15 protein-coding genes are annotated in these 15,269 nt (G+C 60.8%); 9 read left to right on the top strand and 6 right to left on the bottom strand.

Annotation, left to right across the window (positions count from 1 at the left end; all coding sequences use genetic code 11):
* Positions 1–439 precede the first annotated feature (439 nt).
* Genes cyoA through cyoE form a run of 5 tightly spaced genes read left to right on the top strand, consistent with a single transcriptional unit; the run spans position 440 to position 5,282 of the window.
* On the top strand, positions 440–1,384 hold the full coding sequence (gene cyoA / locus CKW07_RS22740) for a ubiquinol oxidase subunit II (RefSeq protein WP_095147142.1): 945 nt from the start codon (positions 440–442) through the stop codon (positions 1,382–1,384).
* Positions 1,385–1,387: 3 nt separating this feature from the next.
* The gene (cyoB, locus tag CKW07_RS22735; RefSeq protein WP_095147141.1) at positions 1,388–3,418 is read left to right on the top strand and encodes a cytochrome o ubiquinol oxidase subunit I; all 2,031 of its coding nucleotides are present in this window, start codon (positions 1,388–1,390) and stop codon (positions 3,416–3,418) included.
* A 3-nt stretch (positions 3,419–3,421) separates the two neighbouring features.
* Positions 3,422–4,042, top strand: coding sequence for a cytochrome o ubiquinol oxidase subunit III (locus tag CKW07_RS22730; protein WP_095147140.1), 621 nt, complete (start codon positions 3,422–3,424; stop codon positions 4,040–4,042).
* Positions 4,043–4,384, top strand: coding sequence for a cytochrome o ubiquinol oxidase subunit IV (gene cyoD, locus CKW07_RS22725; protein WP_095079870.1), 342 nt, complete (start codon positions 4,043–4,045; stop codon positions 4,382–4,384).
* A gap of 10 nt (positions 4,385–4,394) precedes the next feature.
* Entirely contained in the window at positions 4,395–5,282 is an 888-nt protein-coding gene (gene cyoE / locus CKW07_RS22720; RefSeq protein ID WP_095079872.1) for a heme o synthase, read from the top strand.
* 687 nt (positions 5,283–5,969) lie between these two features.
* Here the strand turns inward: cyoE and CKW07_RS22710 are convergent.
* The 3 genes from CKW07_RS22710 to CKW07_RS22700 form a co-directional block, all read right to left on the bottom strand.
* Positions 5,970–6,674: a hypothetical protein gene (locus CKW07_RS22710; protein ID WP_095147138.1), complete on the bottom strand. Its 705-nt coding sequence runs from the start codon at positions 6,672–6,674 to the stop codon at positions 5,970–5,972.
* A 189-nt stretch (positions 6,675–6,863) separates the two neighbouring features.
* Positions 6,864–8,393 carry a HAMP domain-containing sensor histidine kinase gene (locus CKW07_RS22705; protein ID WP_095147137.1) on the bottom strand — a complete coding sequence of 510 codons (1,530 nt, stop codon included), beginning with the start codon at positions 8,391–8,393 and terminating at the stop codon, positions 6,864–6,866.
* On the bottom strand, positions 8,390–9,106 hold the full coding sequence (locus CKW07_RS22700) for a response regulator transcription factor (RefSeq protein WP_095147136.1): 717 nt from the start codon (positions 9,104–9,106) through the stop codon (positions 8,390–8,392). Before CKW07_RS22700 ends, CKW07_RS22705 begins: the two co-directional genes overlap by 4 nt.
* 152 nt (positions 9,107–9,258) lie before the next feature.
* On the opposite strand from CKW07_RS22700, the gene msrB reads away from it, so the two are divergent.
* From msrB to msrA, 3 genes are read left to right on the top strand one after another with little or no spacing between them, the layout of a single operon-like run.
* On the top strand, positions 9,259–9,777 hold the full coding sequence (msrB, locus tag CKW07_RS22695) for a peptide-methionine (R)-S-oxide reductase MsrB (protein ID WP_095147135.1): 519 nt from the start codon (positions 9,259–9,261) through the stop codon (positions 9,775–9,777).
* A gap of 44 nt (positions 9,778–9,821) precedes the next feature.
* Positions 9,822–11,630 (top strand): cytochrome c biogenesis protein DipZ, encoded by a 1,809-nt coding sequence (locus CKW07_RS22690; protein ID WP_095147134.1) that lies wholly within the window; start codon positions 9,822–9,824, stop codon positions 11,628–11,630.
* A 39-nt stretch (positions 11,631–11,669) separates the two neighbouring features.
* Positions 11,670–12,377 (top strand): peptide-methionine (S)-S-oxide reductase MsrA, encoded by a 708-nt coding sequence (msrA, locus tag CKW07_RS22685; protein ID WP_095147133.1) that lies wholly within the window; start codon positions 11,670–11,672, stop codon positions 12,375–12,377.
* A gap of 199 nt (positions 12,378–12,576) precedes the next feature.
* Here the strand turns inward: msrA and CKW07_RS22680 are convergent, their stop codons facing one another.
* A complete protein-coding gene (locus tag CKW07_RS22680) occupies positions 12,577–13,488 on the bottom strand; it encodes a LysR family transcriptional regulator (RefSeq protein ID WP_095147132.1) in 912 nt (303 codons plus the stop codon).
* 87 nt (positions 13,489–13,575) lie between these two features.
* Here CKW07_RS22680 and CKW07_RS22675 point away from each other — a divergent pair, with 87 nt between their 5' ends.
* Entirely contained in the window at positions 13,576–14,766 is a 1,191-nt protein-coding gene (locus CKW07_RS22675) for an acetylornithine transaminase (protein ID WP_141234473.1), read from the top strand.
* Here CKW07_RS22675 and CKW07_RS22670 read toward each other — a convergent pair.
* Both CKW07_RS22670 and CKW07_RS22665 read right to left on the bottom strand, forming a co-directional pair.
* Complete coding sequence (locus CKW07_RS22670; protein ID WP_095147130.1) at positions 14,760–15,014, bottom strand: Txe/YoeB family addiction module toxin; 255 nt, start codon at positions 15,012–15,014, stop codon at positions 14,760–14,762. The two genes, CKW07_RS22675 and CKW07_RS22670, sit on opposite strands and share 7 nt — an antisense overlap.
* A complete protein-coding gene (locus CKW07_RS22665) occupies positions 15,011–15,265 on the bottom strand; it encodes a type II toxin-antitoxin system prevent-host-death family antitoxin (protein WP_095147129.1) in 255 nt (84 codons plus the stop codon). The genes CKW07_RS22670 and CKW07_RS22665 overlap by 4 nt, the downstream gene beginning before the upstream one ends.
* Positions 15,266–15,269 lie beyond the last annotated feature (4 nt).

The following is a 15,269-nucleotide window of genomic DNA, read 5'->3' as shown; positions in this document are numbered from 1 at the left end:
GTTCTTGTTGAGAATTAATCGCGATAAGATCGGCAATCTTTACAGGATTCGTTAATGATTGTTGCCGTATCCGATAAAAATTATTTCGAGATGAGACATGGTTTATAAAACGTTACATATCTACAATCGCCCGCACTGAAATTCCGGCACTGCTCACCCCTGAGCAGAGAAGGGTGGTCGAGGAGCCGTTTCAAGGCTTCATGCGACCCCGGGTGTCGGCGCCTTCCAAGTATCCGCACCAAATGGAATTGGTCTGTAACTAGGCCTTTGACCACGAATTCGAATAAGAACTCAACGCTAGCCCAGGATGTGTCGATCGCCATGTAAGCGCGACGGGCAGGCCCTTATTCAATCCAAGAAAAATGCCAACCCTTGGCAGGGCGAAGTGTTGGCGATCAAAACCCAACTGCATTGCGCAAGCTGCTTTAGAGGTCGTGAGATGAGTAAAAACAGGTACCCCAGATTACTAGGCCTAGTGCCGCTGCTCGGCACGCTGTTGCTGGGAGGCTGCAACATGACCTTGCTCGATCCCAAGGGCCAGGTTGGCCTGGATGAGCGAAACCTGATCATCACCGCCACGCTGTTGATGCTGCTGGTCGTTGTGCCGGTCATCATCATGACCTTCGCCTTCGCCTGGAAATACCGCGCCTCGAACACCAAGGCCGACTACGCGCCGAAGTGGAACCACTCCACCAAGATCGAAATCGCCGTGTGGACCGTACCGGTGCTGATCATCATCGCCCTGGGTTACGTCACCTACAAGTCGACCCACGCCCTGGACCCGTACCGCCCGCTGGAATCGGACGTCAAGCCGATCACCATCGAAGTGGTCGCCATGGACTGGAAGTGGTTGTTCATCTACCCGGAACAAGGCATCGCCACGGTCAACAAGATCGTGTTCCCGGCCCACACCCCGATCAATTTCAAGGTGACTTCGGACACCGTGATGAACTCGTTCTTCATCCCGGGCCTGGGTGGCCAGATCTACGCGATGGCCGGCATGCAGACCAAGCTGCACCTGATTGCCAACCAGAACGCTGAGCTCGACGGTATCTCCGCCAACTACAGCGGCGCGGGCTTCACCGGCATGAAATTCAAAGCGATCGCAACGACTCAGGAAGATTTCGACGCCTGGGTCAGTGAAGTCAAAAAGGCACCTAAACAGCTTGAACAAGCTGAATACGCAGCCCTTTCCAAGCCAAGCCAGAACAACCCAGTCGAGCTCTACTCCTCGGTCACGCCAGACCTGTTCCAGATCATCGTCGACAAGTACGAAGGCATGAAACCGGGCAAGCCGCTGAAGCACGAGAAGAAAGAGAAAGAAGTGGCCGCGACGCAAGGATCGGACATGAACGCGCATTCAGCTGCCGGGGCAGAGGAGTAAACGATGTTTGGTAAATTAAGTTGGGAAGCGGTTCCGTTCCACGAGCCGATCGTGATGGTGACCATCGCCATGATCGCGCTCGGTGGTCTGGCGCTGTTCGCTGCAATCACCTACTTCAAGAAGTGGACTTACCTGTGGACCGAGTGGCTGACTTCGGTCGACCACAAGAAAATCGGCGTGATGTACATCATCGTCGCCATGGTCATGCTGCTGCGCGGTTTTGCCGACGCCATCATGATGCGTACCCAGTTGGCCATGGCCACCGAGGGTTCGCCTGGCTACCTGCCACCTGAACACTATGACCAGATCTTCACTGCTCACGGTGTGATCATGATCATCTTCATGGCGATGCCATTCTTCACCGGCCTGATGAACCTGGCAGTGCCGCTGCAGATCGGCGCGCGTGACGTTGCCTTCCCGTTCCTGAACTCCCTGAGCTTCTGGTTGCTGGTGTCCGGCGTGGTACTGATCAACCTGTCCCTGGGCGTTGGCGAATTCGCCAAGACCGGCTGGGTTGCCTATCCGCCGCTGTCGGGCCTGCAATACAGTCCGGGCGTGGGGATGGACTACTACATCTGGGCGCTACAGCTATCGGGACTCGGGACGACGCTGACGGGGGTCAACTTCCTGGCCACCGTGCTGAAAATGCGTACCCCGGGCATGAAGCTGATGGACATGCCGATCTTCACCTGGACCTGCACCTGGGCCAACGTCCTGATCGTGGCTTCGTTCCCGATCCTGACCGCTACCCTGGCACTGCTGACGCTTGACCGTTACATGGATTTCCACATTTTCACCAATGAACTTGGTGGTAATCCGATGATGTACGTCAACCTGTTCTGGGCCTGGGGTCACCCCGAGGTGTACATACTGATCCTGCCGGCGTTCGGCATTTTCTCCGAAGTCATTTCGACCTTCACCGGCAAGAAACTGTTCGGCCATCACTCGATGATCTACGCCAGTGGCGCGATCTCGGTGCTGGGCTTCATGGTGTGGCTGCACCACTTCTTCACCATGGGCTCGGGGGCCAGCGTCAACGCCTTCTTCGGCCTGGCGACGATGCTGATTTCGATCCCGACGGGGGTGAAGCTATTCAACTGGCTGTTCACCATCTACCGTGGCCGCCTGCAGTTCACCAGCCAAGTGCTGTGGACCCTGGGCTTCATGGTGACCTTCGCCATCGGCGGCATGACCGGCGTACTGCTGGCCATCCCGGGTGCTGACTTCGTCCTGCACAACAGCCTGTTCGTGATCGCGCACTTCCATAACGTGATCATCGGCGGCGCTGTGTTCGGTTACATCGCCGGCTTCGGCTTCTACTTCCCGAAAGCGTTCGGCTTCAAGCTGCACGAAGGCTGGGGCAAGGCAGCGTTCTGGTTCTGGATCTCGGGCTTCTTCGTCGCGTTCATGCCGCTCTATGCACTGGGCTTCATGGGCATGACCCGTCGTCTGAACGCCACCACCAACCCTGAGTGGGTGCCTTACCTGTACGTGGCCATGTTCGGTGCGGTGATGATCGCCGTCGGTATCGCCTGCCAGCTGATCCAGCTCTACGTCAGCGTGCGTGACCGCAACAAGCCAGAGAACATGTGCGAACACGGCGACCCGTGGAACGCCCATACGCTGGAATGGTCGACCTCGTCGCCACCACCGTTCTACAACTTTGCCGTACTGCCGAAAGCCGAAAGCATCGACCCGTTCACCGAAGCCAAGGAAAACGGTACCGCGTATAAGGCTCCGGCCCGGTACGAACCGATCCACATGCCCAACAACACCGCGACCGGTGTGGTCATGGGCGCACTGTTGACCGTATTCGGTTTCGCGATGATCTGGCACATCTGGTGGCTGGCCGCCTTCGGTCTGGTCGGCACCGTGGTGTACTTCGTGATCCACGCTGCCCGTGATGACCAGGGCTACATGGTGCCGGTAGAGACAATCGAACGCATCGAAGCCGAGCAGCACAAGCGTCTGGTAGCGGCCGGGAAAGTTCCAGCCACCGCCACCCGTGTTGAAACCTCGTTGGAACAGGCTTAAACCATGTCGAACTTAGTGACCAATGTTGGACACGCCCATGACCATGGGCACGATGACCATCACCACGATTCGGGCGAGATGACCGTATACGGTTTCTGGCTCTACCTGATGACCGACTGCATTCTGTTTGCATCGATCTTCGCGGTGTACGCCGTACTGGTAAACAACGTTGCCGGTGGCCCGTCGGGCCACGACATCTTCGAACTGCCTTACGTGCTGGGCGAAACCGCTCTGCTGTTGTTCAGCTCGATCACCTACGGCTTCGCCATGCTGGCGTTGTTCAAGGGCAAGAAGAATCAGGTGCTGGGCTGGCTGGCCATGACCTTCATGTTCGGTGCCGGCTTTATCGCCATGGAGATCAACGAGTTCCACCTGCTGATCTCCGAAGGCTTCGGCCCTAGCCGCTCAGGCTTCCTGTCCGGGTTCTTCACCCTGGTCGGTACCCACGGTCTGCACGTGACCAGCGGTCTGATCTGGATGGCGATCATGATGTACCAGGTGCAGAAGAACGGCCTGACGGCGACCAACAAGACCCGTCTGAGCTGCCTGAGCCTGTTCTGGCACTTCCTGGACGTGGTGTGGATCTGCGTATTCACGGTTGTTTATCTGATGGGGACTATGTAAATGGCTAACGCATCACATTCCCACAATGGCCACGACGAAGCCGGCCACGGCAGCGTCAAGTCCTACGCCATCGGCTTTATCCTGTCGGTGATCCTGACGGTCATCCCGTTCGGCCTGGTGATGTACCCATCACTGCCGAAGTCGATCACCCTGTGGATCGTCCTGGCGTTCGCGATCATCCAGGTGCTGGTGCACCTGGTGTACTTCCTCCACCTGGACCGTTCGGCCGCGCAGCGCAACAACGTGATTGCGTTTGTGTTCGCCGCGCTGGTGATCGTCCTCCTGGTGGGTCTGTCGCTGTGGATCATGTTCAGCATCCACACCTTCATGATGGCGAAGTGAGGTAGACCCGATGTCGCTCAAGCACTTTATCCAAATCACCAAACCGGGGATCATTTTCGGTAACGTGCTTTCTGTGGCAGGCGGGTTTTTCCTGGCCTCGAAAGGGCATGTCGATCTGGCTGTTTTCCTGGCGGCCATGATCGGCACGTCCCTGGTCGTGGCGTCCGGTTGCGTGTTCAACAACTGCATCGACCGCGACATCGACCTGAAGATGGAGCGCACCAAGAACCGGGCGCTGGTCCAGGGCTTGATCTCCCTGAAACTGGCCCTGGCCTATGCGACCGTCCTGGGTGTCGTCGGCGTTGCGCTGTTGTACACGGTGGCCAATCCGTTGGCCGCGCTGTTTGCCGTCATCGGCTTTGTCATCTACGTCGGCTTCTACAGCCTGTACCTCAAGCGCAAGTCGGTTCACGGCACGCTGGTGGGCAGTCTGTCGGGGGCGATGCCGCCGGTGATCGGTTACGTGGCCGTGAGCAACAGCTTCGACATGGCCGCGCTGACCCTGCTGGTGATGTTCAGTCTGTGGCAGATGCCGCATTCCTACGCCATCGCGATTTTCCGTTTCAACGATTACCTGGCCGCATCGATTCCGGTGTTGCCAGTGAAACGTGGGATCCAGGTGGCCAAGAAGCACATCCTGCTCTACATCCTGGCGTTCCTGGTGGCGACCTTGATGCTGACGTTCAGTGGCTATGCCGGGATGAGTTATCTCGCGGTTGCGGCGGCCATGGGCATGTACTGGTTGTACATGGCCTGGACGGGCTACAAGGCGGTGGATGACACGGTCTGGGCGCGCAAGCTGTTTGTGTTCTCGATCTTCACCATCACGGCCCTGAGCGTGATGATGTCGCTGGACTTCAAGGTGCCGAGTGAGTTGTTGCTGACTTACGCGCCTTGAGCGCCGGACGCTGTTGAAAAGCCCCGCCTTCGAGAGAAGAGCGGGGTTTTTTATGGAGTAGTGTTTGTGAGCGTTGGCTGGTCTGCGTTGACGGTATGCAAGCCTGGATCGTATGCAGGCTTACATGGGGCCGCTGATTGGGTGGGAGCGGGCTTGCCCGCGAAGGGGGCCTGACAGCCGGCCATTCTCTTGCGTAGGTATGTCCGCGAAGGCGGCCTGACAGCCGGCCATTCTCTTGCGTAGGTATGCCCGCGAAGGCGGCCTGACAGCCAACCATTCTCTTGCAGGTGCGGTGTACATATCCGTTGCTGCGGTCATGGCGACTTATGGTTTCGCCTGACGGCGACTCACTTTTTTTACAAGCGCCTAAAAAAAGTAAGCAAAAAAACGCTTCGCCCCGAGCGTCCGGCCCCTCGCCGAGGCTCGGGGTTCCTTCGCTCCGGCATCCATCCGGGGGCATTGCCCTCCGGTCTGCTTCGCGACGACCTCCATGCAATGAGTTCGACTGCGTCGAACGGCGCTGCGCGCCAATCCCCGGATGAATACCTGCGCTCAGCCTGCCGATGGGGCGGGTGGATCAAGATCAAGATCAAAAGCCAAAGCGAAAGCCAAAGCCAAGCAAAAAAGCCCCGCCTTTGGGAGAAGTGCGGGGCTAATGAGATGTTTCAGCGGTGCCTTCGTTGCCGCTTACTGCTGAACGATGCCGTAGCCCTCAAACGCGGTCTGCTGTTGCAGGGCGGTGATGATGGCTTTGCGGGTGGCCGGTTGTTCGGTGCCGCTGGTGTCGATGAAGGTTTCGTTTTCCAGCTCTGCCTCATCGCCTTCGCCGACGAAGGTGAAGCCCAGGAATTCGAAGGCTTCGCGATCGACGTTGGGTTTGGAGCGTGGGGTGCGCAGGGGCAGGGTGACGGTGATGCCGTCCTTGCTGATGCTGAACACTTCGGCTTCTTTCTTGGTGCGCGCGGCCTTGCCTTTACCGCCGCTTGGGTTGCTGATGGCCTGGTGGGTCTGGTTCAGGACTTTGAGGGCCAGGCCGTAGACCAGCTCCTGGAAGCTCGGGTCGTCCTTGAAGCTGGACAGGATGCGGCTGATCGGGAACTTGCTGCTCAGGTCTTCCAGGGCAGCGATGTCGGCGGCTTCGGCGTCCTTGAGTTGCTTGAGCTGGCCCATCAGCTCGTAGGCCTTATCGTCGTCGAAGCTGTCGTGCGCCTGGCGGATGGCGGCGCGCAGTTCGCGAATCTGGTCGCTTTCCTTCGAGGTGTGGAAGGCGTCCAGGACCATCTCGCTGATGGTTTTGGCCTGCGGCACGTGTTGTGAAAGATTGATGGAGTTTTCGTATTCCGCTTTGGACGACAAGGTGACTACGGATTCAGCGGTGTTGGAATCTGACATTGAAATTTCACTACTTCTTTAAACAGGATGTGAGCCGAGAACAGCATCGGTGTTTTCGGGGGCGCTTAATCTATTGGACCGCTGCGCCGTTGTCACGGACCAACAGACGATCAGGGCCGTCCGTTGCTCGATGGGACCCCATGAACGGTCAAACATTACGCCACAAGGCCCGCTTTTGTTAAGCCAGGATCAGGTTTTGCCCGGGCTGTTCAGGTTCATTGAGCGCACCGCCAGGGTGGTCGCGGTGTCTTCGTCCACCGGCAGCGAAAAGCAGAAGGTTGCCCCTTGCCCCGGGACATCCAGCAAGCGGATCTCGCGACCATGCAACTCCAGGATCCGCTGCACGATGCGTAATCCCAATCCGCCATCGCGCCGTGCGCCACCGATGTTGAACGGGCGCAGGAACAACCCGTCGCGCAGTTCGGCCGCGATCCCAGGGCCGCTGTCACTGACCGTGATCTCGACAAAACCGCCCTGTGGCACGAGCCTGATCTCGACCACTCCGCCGATGGGTGTATGACGCAGTGCGTTGTCGAACAGGTTGGTTAGCACCCGCTCGATCAACCCCAGGTCAGCCCATACCCCGGACACCTTCGGTGCGAAGCTGGCCTTGAGATGCACTTGCCGGGCTTCGGCGGCCAATTCGAATTTCTGGAAGATATCCTGCACCAGATCGGTCAGCGAGAAGCGCTCCAGCACCGGTTGCACGAACCCGTGTTCCAGGCGCACCAGCTCTAGCAGCGATTGCGCCAGGCCGCCCACTTTGCGGCTCTGATCCAGGGCGATGCCCAGGTAGCGACGGCGCTCGTCCGGGGTCAGGCTGGCGTCTTTGAGTGACAGGGTTTCCAGGTAGCCATGCAGCGAGGCCAAGGGGGTGCGCAGGTCGTGGGAGATGTTGGCCACCAGTTCGCGACGCTCCTGGTCCTGGCGGGTCAAGGAGCGCCATTGTTCGCCCAGGCGCTTTTGCATCTGCCGGAAGGCCGCATCCAGGGTGGCGATTTCGTCCTGGCCGGCGAGGCTGTCCGGCTTGTCCGAGGGGGCGGGCAGTGGCGGTGCGGCGGGGGCGCCGTCGATGTCGAAATGCGCCACCGTATCGGTCAGCTGTCGCAGCGGCCGGGTGATCAGGGTGAAGGCGGTGAGGCCGGCAATCAGGCACAGCAAGGCCACCATACCGATCGACCACAAGGCGGTGTTCAACGCCGCGCTGGTGGCGCCGCGCTCGGCGAGGCGGTCGTGTTCTTCGCTGAGCAGTACCACGTAGAGATATCCGGCCTGCTGGCCGTTGACCTTGAGCGGCGCGGCGCTGAACACCTTGCGTCCCTGGAGGCTGCGTGGATCGTCGCCGAGAATCGGCAGCGGTTCGTCGTTCAGCAAGCGCTGCACGGGGGCCAGGTCGACCTGCTCGCGGCGCAGATGACCTTCGGGCGCGGCATTGCCGACCACCCGACCCTGATTGTCGAGCAGGTACACCTCGACACTCGGGTTGACCAGCATCAGCTGGCTGAACAGCATGCGCAGGGCCTCGGGTTTCAGGCCGTTGGCGTCCATCAACTGGGTGTCGCGTGCGATGTGCCGGGCCAGGTCGCGGGACAAGCCCTGCACCACCTCCAGCTCATGCATGGTGTTGGAACGCACCTGCATCCACACCGAGGTGCCACTGCACACCAGTAGCAACAGGGCGAACACCGCCGACAGGCGCTGGCTGAGGGTCAGTCTCATGGCGACTCCTGCGCCGTGGCGAACTTGTAGCCTCGGCCCCACACGGTGAGGATGCGCACCGGTTGCGCCGGATCGGCTTCGATCTTGGCCCGCAACCGATTGATGTGGGTGTTGACCGTGTGCTCGTAGCCTTCGTGGCTGTAACCCCATACGGCGTTGAGCAGGTCCATGCGCGAGAACACTTTGCCCGGCTGGCGGGCGAAGAAGTACAGCAGGTCGAACTCGCGGGGCGTCAGGTCCAGGCGCTTGCCCTCCAGGGACACTTCACGGGTGATCGGGTCGATGAACAAGCCGTCGCAGGTCAAGCTGCCGGCGTCCATCTTCAGGTTGCGGGCCATGGCGTCGACCCGCCGCAGCAAGGCCTTGACCCGTGCCACCAGCTCCAGCATCGAAAACGGCTTGGCCAGGTAATCGTCGGCCCCCAGCTCCAGGCCGAGGATGCGATGCACTTCGCTGGAGCGGGCGCTGGTGATGATGATCGGGGTGTAGCGGGCCATGGCGCGGGCGCGGCGGCAGATTTCCAGGCCGTCCGTGCCGGGCAGCATCAGGTCGAGGATCAGCGCGTCCCAATTGCCTTGCTCCAGCAGGCGCAAGCCTTGGTTGCCATCGGCGCTGTGCACCACCTCGAACTGCTCGTCGCGCAGGTGCAGGCAGATCAGGTCGGCGATGTGGGTGTCGTCCTCGACCACCAGAACGCGTTTGGGCTGGTCCATAGGGGTTGGATCCTGTTGCGTGGTGCAACCATTGTGCGGGTTTTCCCACGGGGGAGTTATCACGAATTGTTTAACTCCACGTGAGGATTTGGCGATCACCTCAAGCCTAGGCTGTGTTCCATGAAACCTACGGCGAAATAAGGGAGAGGGCCATGTATTCACGGCGACAGATTCTTCTGGCAGGCGCTGGCCTGGGTGTTGCGGGGTTGGCGCTCGGTGCCCTGCCAAGGCTACTGGCCCCCACGGCACTGATCAGCGAGGCGAGCGCGGGCGAAACCTTCGAGGTCAACCACACCGAGGCCCAATGGCGCGCCATGCTCAGCGCCGAACAGTACGAGATCCTGCGCGAGGAGGGCACCGAGCGTGCCTACAGCAGCGCGCTGAACAACGAACATCGCGACGGCACCTTTGCCTGCGCCGGTTGTGCGCTGCCACTGTTTTCATCGAGCACCCGGTTTGACAGCCACACCGGCTGGCCGAGTTTCTGGGCGCCCCTGCCCAACGCCGTGGCCACGCGCCAGGATCGTTCCTACGGGATGGTGCGCGATGAGGTTCACTGTCGACGCTGCGGCGGGCACCTGGGCCATGTATTCAACGATGGGCCACCGCCGACCGGTCTGCGCTATTGCATGAACGGCCTGGCGCTGACCTTCGAACCACTGGCGGCCTGATCCCATGCTCAGGTTCTTCTCTTACTTGCAGGCAGGTCATCACTATGTGGCTGTTGGTTCTCGCTTATCTCGGTGGTGTGCTGACGATCGTCAGCCCATGCATTCTGCCGGTACTGCCCTTTGTCTTCGCTCGCACCGGGCAGCCGTTCATCAAGAGTGGCTTGCCACTGTTGCTGGGGATGGCGCTGACCTTCGCGCTCGTCGCCTCATTGGCCGCGGTGGGCGGTGCCTGGGTGGTGCAACTCAATCAGTACGGTCGCTGGCTCGCGTTGCTGTTCGTAGCACTGTTCGGGCTGGCGTTGCTGCTGCCAAGCCTGGCCGAACGCTGGACGCGCCCATTGGTGGCCGCCGGCAGTCGCCTGTCGCAGGCGGCCGGCGCCGATGCCCGGCCGCGTCCCGGCGCTTCGTTGCTGATCGGAGTCGCCACGGGCCTGCTCTGGGCACCGTGCGCAGGCCCCATCCTCGGGCTGGTGTTGACCGGCGCGGCACTGCAAGGGGCCAACATCGGCAGCACCTTGCTGCTGTTGGCGTACGCCTTGGGCGCCGCCACCTCCCTGGCGGTCGCCCTGTTGCTGGGCGGTAAAGTGTACGCGGCGATGAAGCGCTCGATCGGTGCCGGTGAATGGCTGCGCCGGGGGCTGGGCGCAGCGATGCTCGCCGGTGTAGCTGCCATTGCGCTGGGCCTGGATACCGGGGTCCTGGCGCGGCTGTCGACCGCGTCGACGGGAGGCCTTGAACAGGCGTTGGTCACCCGACTGGCCAGCCAGTCACCCGGTGGCAGCGGGGCGATGATGGCGCAGTTGCCGACCGCCAGCGATCAACCGGGCGCCAGGATGATGGCCGCCGGTGGCGCGATGAAGAGGACCGCCACTGGCGCGACCACCTTGCCGATTGAAGGCCCGCTGCCGTCCCTCGACGGTGCCGTGCAGTGGCTCAACTCACCGCCACTGTCCACGCAGGCGTTGAAGGGCAAAGTGGTACTGGTGGATTTCTGGACCTACTCCTGCATCAACTGCCTGCGCACCTTGCCGTACGTCAAAGCCTGGGCTGAGAAGTACCGCGATCAGGGGCTGGTGGTGATCGGTGTGCACGCACCGGAATTCGCCTTCGAGCGTGACGTCGATAACGTGACCCGGGCCATGAAGAAACTGGGCATCAACTATCCGGTGGCCCTCGACAACGATTACACGATCTGGCGGGCCTTCAACAACCAGTACTGGCCGGCTCATTACTTTGCCGACGCCCAGGGACGCATTCGTTACCACCATTTTGGTGAGGGCAACTACGCCGAATCGGAGCGGGTGATTCAACAATTGTTGCGCGAAGCCGGCGCTTCGACGGTGCCCGATGGCTTGATCAGCGTCAGTGCCCAAGGGATGCAGCGGGAGGCGCGGATGAGTGAAGTGAAGTCACCGGAAACCTATGTGGGCTATCAGCGCCTGGCGCATTTCGTACCCGCAGCGAGCCTGACGCCCGACGCGGTAGCCGACTACAAGGTGCCGGCGCTGTTGGCGCTCAACGACTGGGCACTGGACGGGCAATGGAACGTTGGCGCCGAGCATGCCACCTCGGCGGCTGCGGGCAGCCGTATTGTCTACCGCTTCCATGCCCGAGACCTGCACCTGGTGCTGGGACCTGGCGTGGAGGGCAAGCCGGTGCGCTTCAAAGTCACGGTCGACGGCCAGGCGCCGGGTGATGCTCACGGCATGGATGTCGCCCCGGATGGCAGTGGCAGCGTGACCGAACAACGGTTGTACCAGTTGGTGCGTCAACCCGGCGATGTCGCAGAGCGCACATTCAGCATCGAATTCCTCGACCCCGGCGTCTCGGCCTATGCCTTTACCTTCGGTTGAACACGGCTTTTGTATTTTCAGCATTGAGGAGTGGACACCATGAGAACCCGATTCAGCTGGCGTCAAACCCTGCTGGGGCTGGCGTTTGCCGGCGTCGTCGGTCAATGCCTGGGGTTTTCCTTCGGCGTGGCTGAAGACGCGGTCATCATCGCGCCCCCCGCCCTTGATGAGTCCCCCAAGACTGGCAGCGAAACCGCGGTGTTCGCCGGTGGTTGCTTCTGGGGGGTACAAGGGGTGTTCCAGCATGTCAAAGGCGTGCAGAGTGCCGTCTCCGGTTATGCCGGCGGTACGGCTGACAGCGCGAGCTACGAGCGCGTCAGCGAGGGCGACACCGGTCACGCCGAAGCGGTGAAAGTGACCTTCGATCCCACTCAGGTGAGCTACGGCAGTTTGCTGCAAATCTACTTTTCGGTGGCCCACAACCCCACCGAACTGAACCGCCAGGGGCCGGACACCGGCACCCAGTACCGTTCGGCCATTTTTGCGCAAAGCACGGAACAACGAACCGTCGCCCAGGCCTACATCGCCCAACTGGACGCGGCCCGTGCGTTCAGCAAGCCGATCGTGACCACGTTGGAAACCTACAACGGTTTCTATCCGGCGGAGGATTACCATCAGGACTTCCTGACAGAGCACCCGACGTATCCCTACATCGTGATCAACGACCTGCCGAAAGTGGCGCAACTCAAACAGTTGTACCCCGAGCGTTATTCGCACAAGCCGGTGTTGGTGAAGGCAGGCCTGTAGGCCCAATGCCAGTCAGTTAAGGAGATGGAGTCGCATGTGTAGGCGCGAGCGTGCTCGCGATGAACTCAAGGGCCGCGCGTTTAATCAGGCAATACGCGTTATCGTTAACGTCCATCGCGAGCACTCGAGTGTCGACCGGCTGCTCCACAAAGGTCGGCGTTCGCTTAACTGACTGGCATTAGCCTCTAAAGGCGACTGATCAACCACTCCGCTTGCCCCACATCTGCAAGGCGAATTCGACAAAACTGCGCAGCTTCGGCAAGCGGTAGCGGTCTGGCGCGTAGACCAGGTTCATCGGCCGCCTCGGCAGTTGGTAATCCTGCAGCAGCGCGACCAGCTTGCCTTCACGCAGGTCCTGATGCACCAGGGCGTCGGGCAGCATGACGATACCCATGCCGGCCCGGGCGGCCTGGAGCAGCCCCGGTGCGCTGTTGATCACCATCGGGCCGCTGATCGGCACCTGCACCTCGCCTTCAGGGCCGGTCAACAGCCATTGTTTTCCCATCGAACTCCATTCATCGCCTGCGGGATAGGCGTAGGCCAGGCAAGCGTGGTGGCTCAAGTCGGCGGGAAGGGCGGGCACGCCCCGTCGTTCCAGGTACGAGGGTGCCGCGCAGATAGTCAGGGTGAAATCCTGCAGCGGCCGGGCGATAAGCCCCGACGGCTCTGGCGTGCCCAGGCGAATGGCGGCGTGGACGCTGTTGTCGATCAGGTCCACCACCTGGTTGCTCAGCACCACATCCACGCGGATTTCCGGGTATTGCTGGGTGAACAGATGCATGGCGGGTGCCAGGCACTCCGAACCGAAGCTGGGCGGGGCGGTAATGCGCAAGAGGCCCTTGGGTTCGCCCTGGACCTGTTCGGCGAGCCGTTCGCTCTCCTGGACCAGGCCCAGCACCTCCAGGCAGCGCTCGTAATAGGCCGCGCCGAACTCGGTCAGGCGTTGGCGGCGGGTGGTGCGATTGATCAGGCTGACCCCGAGGCGTTGCTCCAGGGCGCGCAAGTGATTGCCCACCATGGTGGTCGACAGGCTGCACTGCCGGGCGGCGGCGGTCATGCTGCCGGACTCGACCACGCTCACGTAAACCGACATCGCCAGGAATAAATCCATTATCAAGCTCAGCTTTAAAATGATTGAAGTTATACAGCGTTTATCCAGCTCGGGTGGCTAACGATACTGCAAAAAAACCAACACCTGATGGAGCTTGATGCCATGACCGCTACCCACCTGATGAGCACTTATCAACCACTGGCCTTGAGTTTTGCCAAGGGACTGGGCACCCGCCTGTGGGACCAGGCCGGCCGTGAGTATCTGGATGCGGTGGCGGGCGTGGCCGTGACCAATGTCGGCCACTCGCACCCGCGGGTGGTCAGCGTGATCACTGAACAGGCGGGTCTGTTGCTGCACACGTCGAACCTGTACAGCATCGACTGGCAGCAACGGCTGGCGGAAAAGCTCACCGCACTGTCCGGCCTGGAGCGGGTGTTCTTCAACAACTCGGGTGCCGAAGCCAATGAAACCGCACTGAAGCTGGCACGCTTGTACGGTTGGCACAAAGGGGTCGAACAGCCGCTGGTGGTGGTGATGGAAAACGCCTTTCACGGCCGCACCCTTGGCACGCTGTCCGCCAGTGACGGCCCGGCGGTGCGCCTGGGATTTCACCCGTTGCCGGGGGATTTTCTCAAGGTGCCGTTTGGCGATCTCGCGGCGCTGGATAAAGCTCACCAGGTCTATGGGCAACGCATCGTGGCGGTGCTGATGGAGCCGATTCAGGGCGAAAGCGGTGTGCAACTGGCGCCGACCGGGTATCTCAAAGCCCTGCGTGGCCTGTGCGACCGGCGCAACTGGCTGCTGATGCTCGACGAGATCCAGACCGGCATCGGCCGTACCGGGCAATGGTTCGCCTTTCAGCACGAAGGCATCGTGCCGGACGTCATGACCCTGGCCAAGGGCCTGGGCAACGGTGTGCCGATCGGCGCCTGCCTGGCCCGTGGCAAAGCCGCCGAGCTGTTCACCCCCGGCAGCCACGGCAGCACCTTCGGCGGCAACCCGCTGGCGTGTCGGGTCGGCTGCACGGTGCTTGAGATCATTGAAGAACAAGGGCTGCTGGCAAACGCCAGGCGCCAGGGCGAACTGCTGCTGGCTCGGCTGCACGCCGAACTCGATGATCACCCGAACGTGCTGGCGATCCGTGGTCAGGGCTTGATGATCGGCATCGAACTGGCCCAACCCATTCGCGACCTGACCCTCATCGCCGCCCGCGACCACGGGCTGCTGATCAATGTGACACGGGGTAAAACCATTCGCCTGCTACCGCCGCTGACGATTGATGAGCGCGAGGTGGAGATGATTGTCCGTGGGATAGGGCGGCTGGTAAGCGTTCAGTAATGGTATCTGCACATCACGATCTGTAAACCGTCGCCCTCAACGCAATAGACGAGGCGATGCTCGGCAGTAATTCGCCGTGACCAGAAGCCACTCAGGTTATGTTTGAGTGGCTCAGGCTTGCCGGGACCGGTAAAGGGGGCTCGCTGGGTTGCCTTGATCAACAGGTTGATCCGCTTTAGTCCGGCTTTATCGTTCTGCTGAAACCAGAGGTAATCTTCCCAAGCTTCGGGAGTGAACAGGATGTTCATTCTTCGATGAGCTGTCTTGGCTTGCTTTTCCCGGCCCGCAGGTTATGGATCGACTTGATCAGGCGCTCGGCGTTGGCTGGCGTTCGGAGCAGATAGGCCGTTTCTTCCAGCGCGTTGTACTCGGCGAGGGAAATCATCACCACGGGTTCTCCCTTTTGCCGGGTTACCAGCAGCGGGGTGCGGTCTTCATTGACGCGATCCATGGTTTCCGAGAGGTGCGCGCGCGCATGGGTGTAATTGATGGTCTGCATCGTC

It is taken from the genome of Pseudomonas sp. Irchel s3b6 (genome assembly GCF_900187415.1).
Lineage (GTDB): Bacteria > Pseudomonadota > Gammaproteobacteria > Pseudomonadales > Pseudomonadaceae > Aquipseudomonas.
This window is presented reverse-complemented; position numbering and strand designations above follow the sequence as displayed.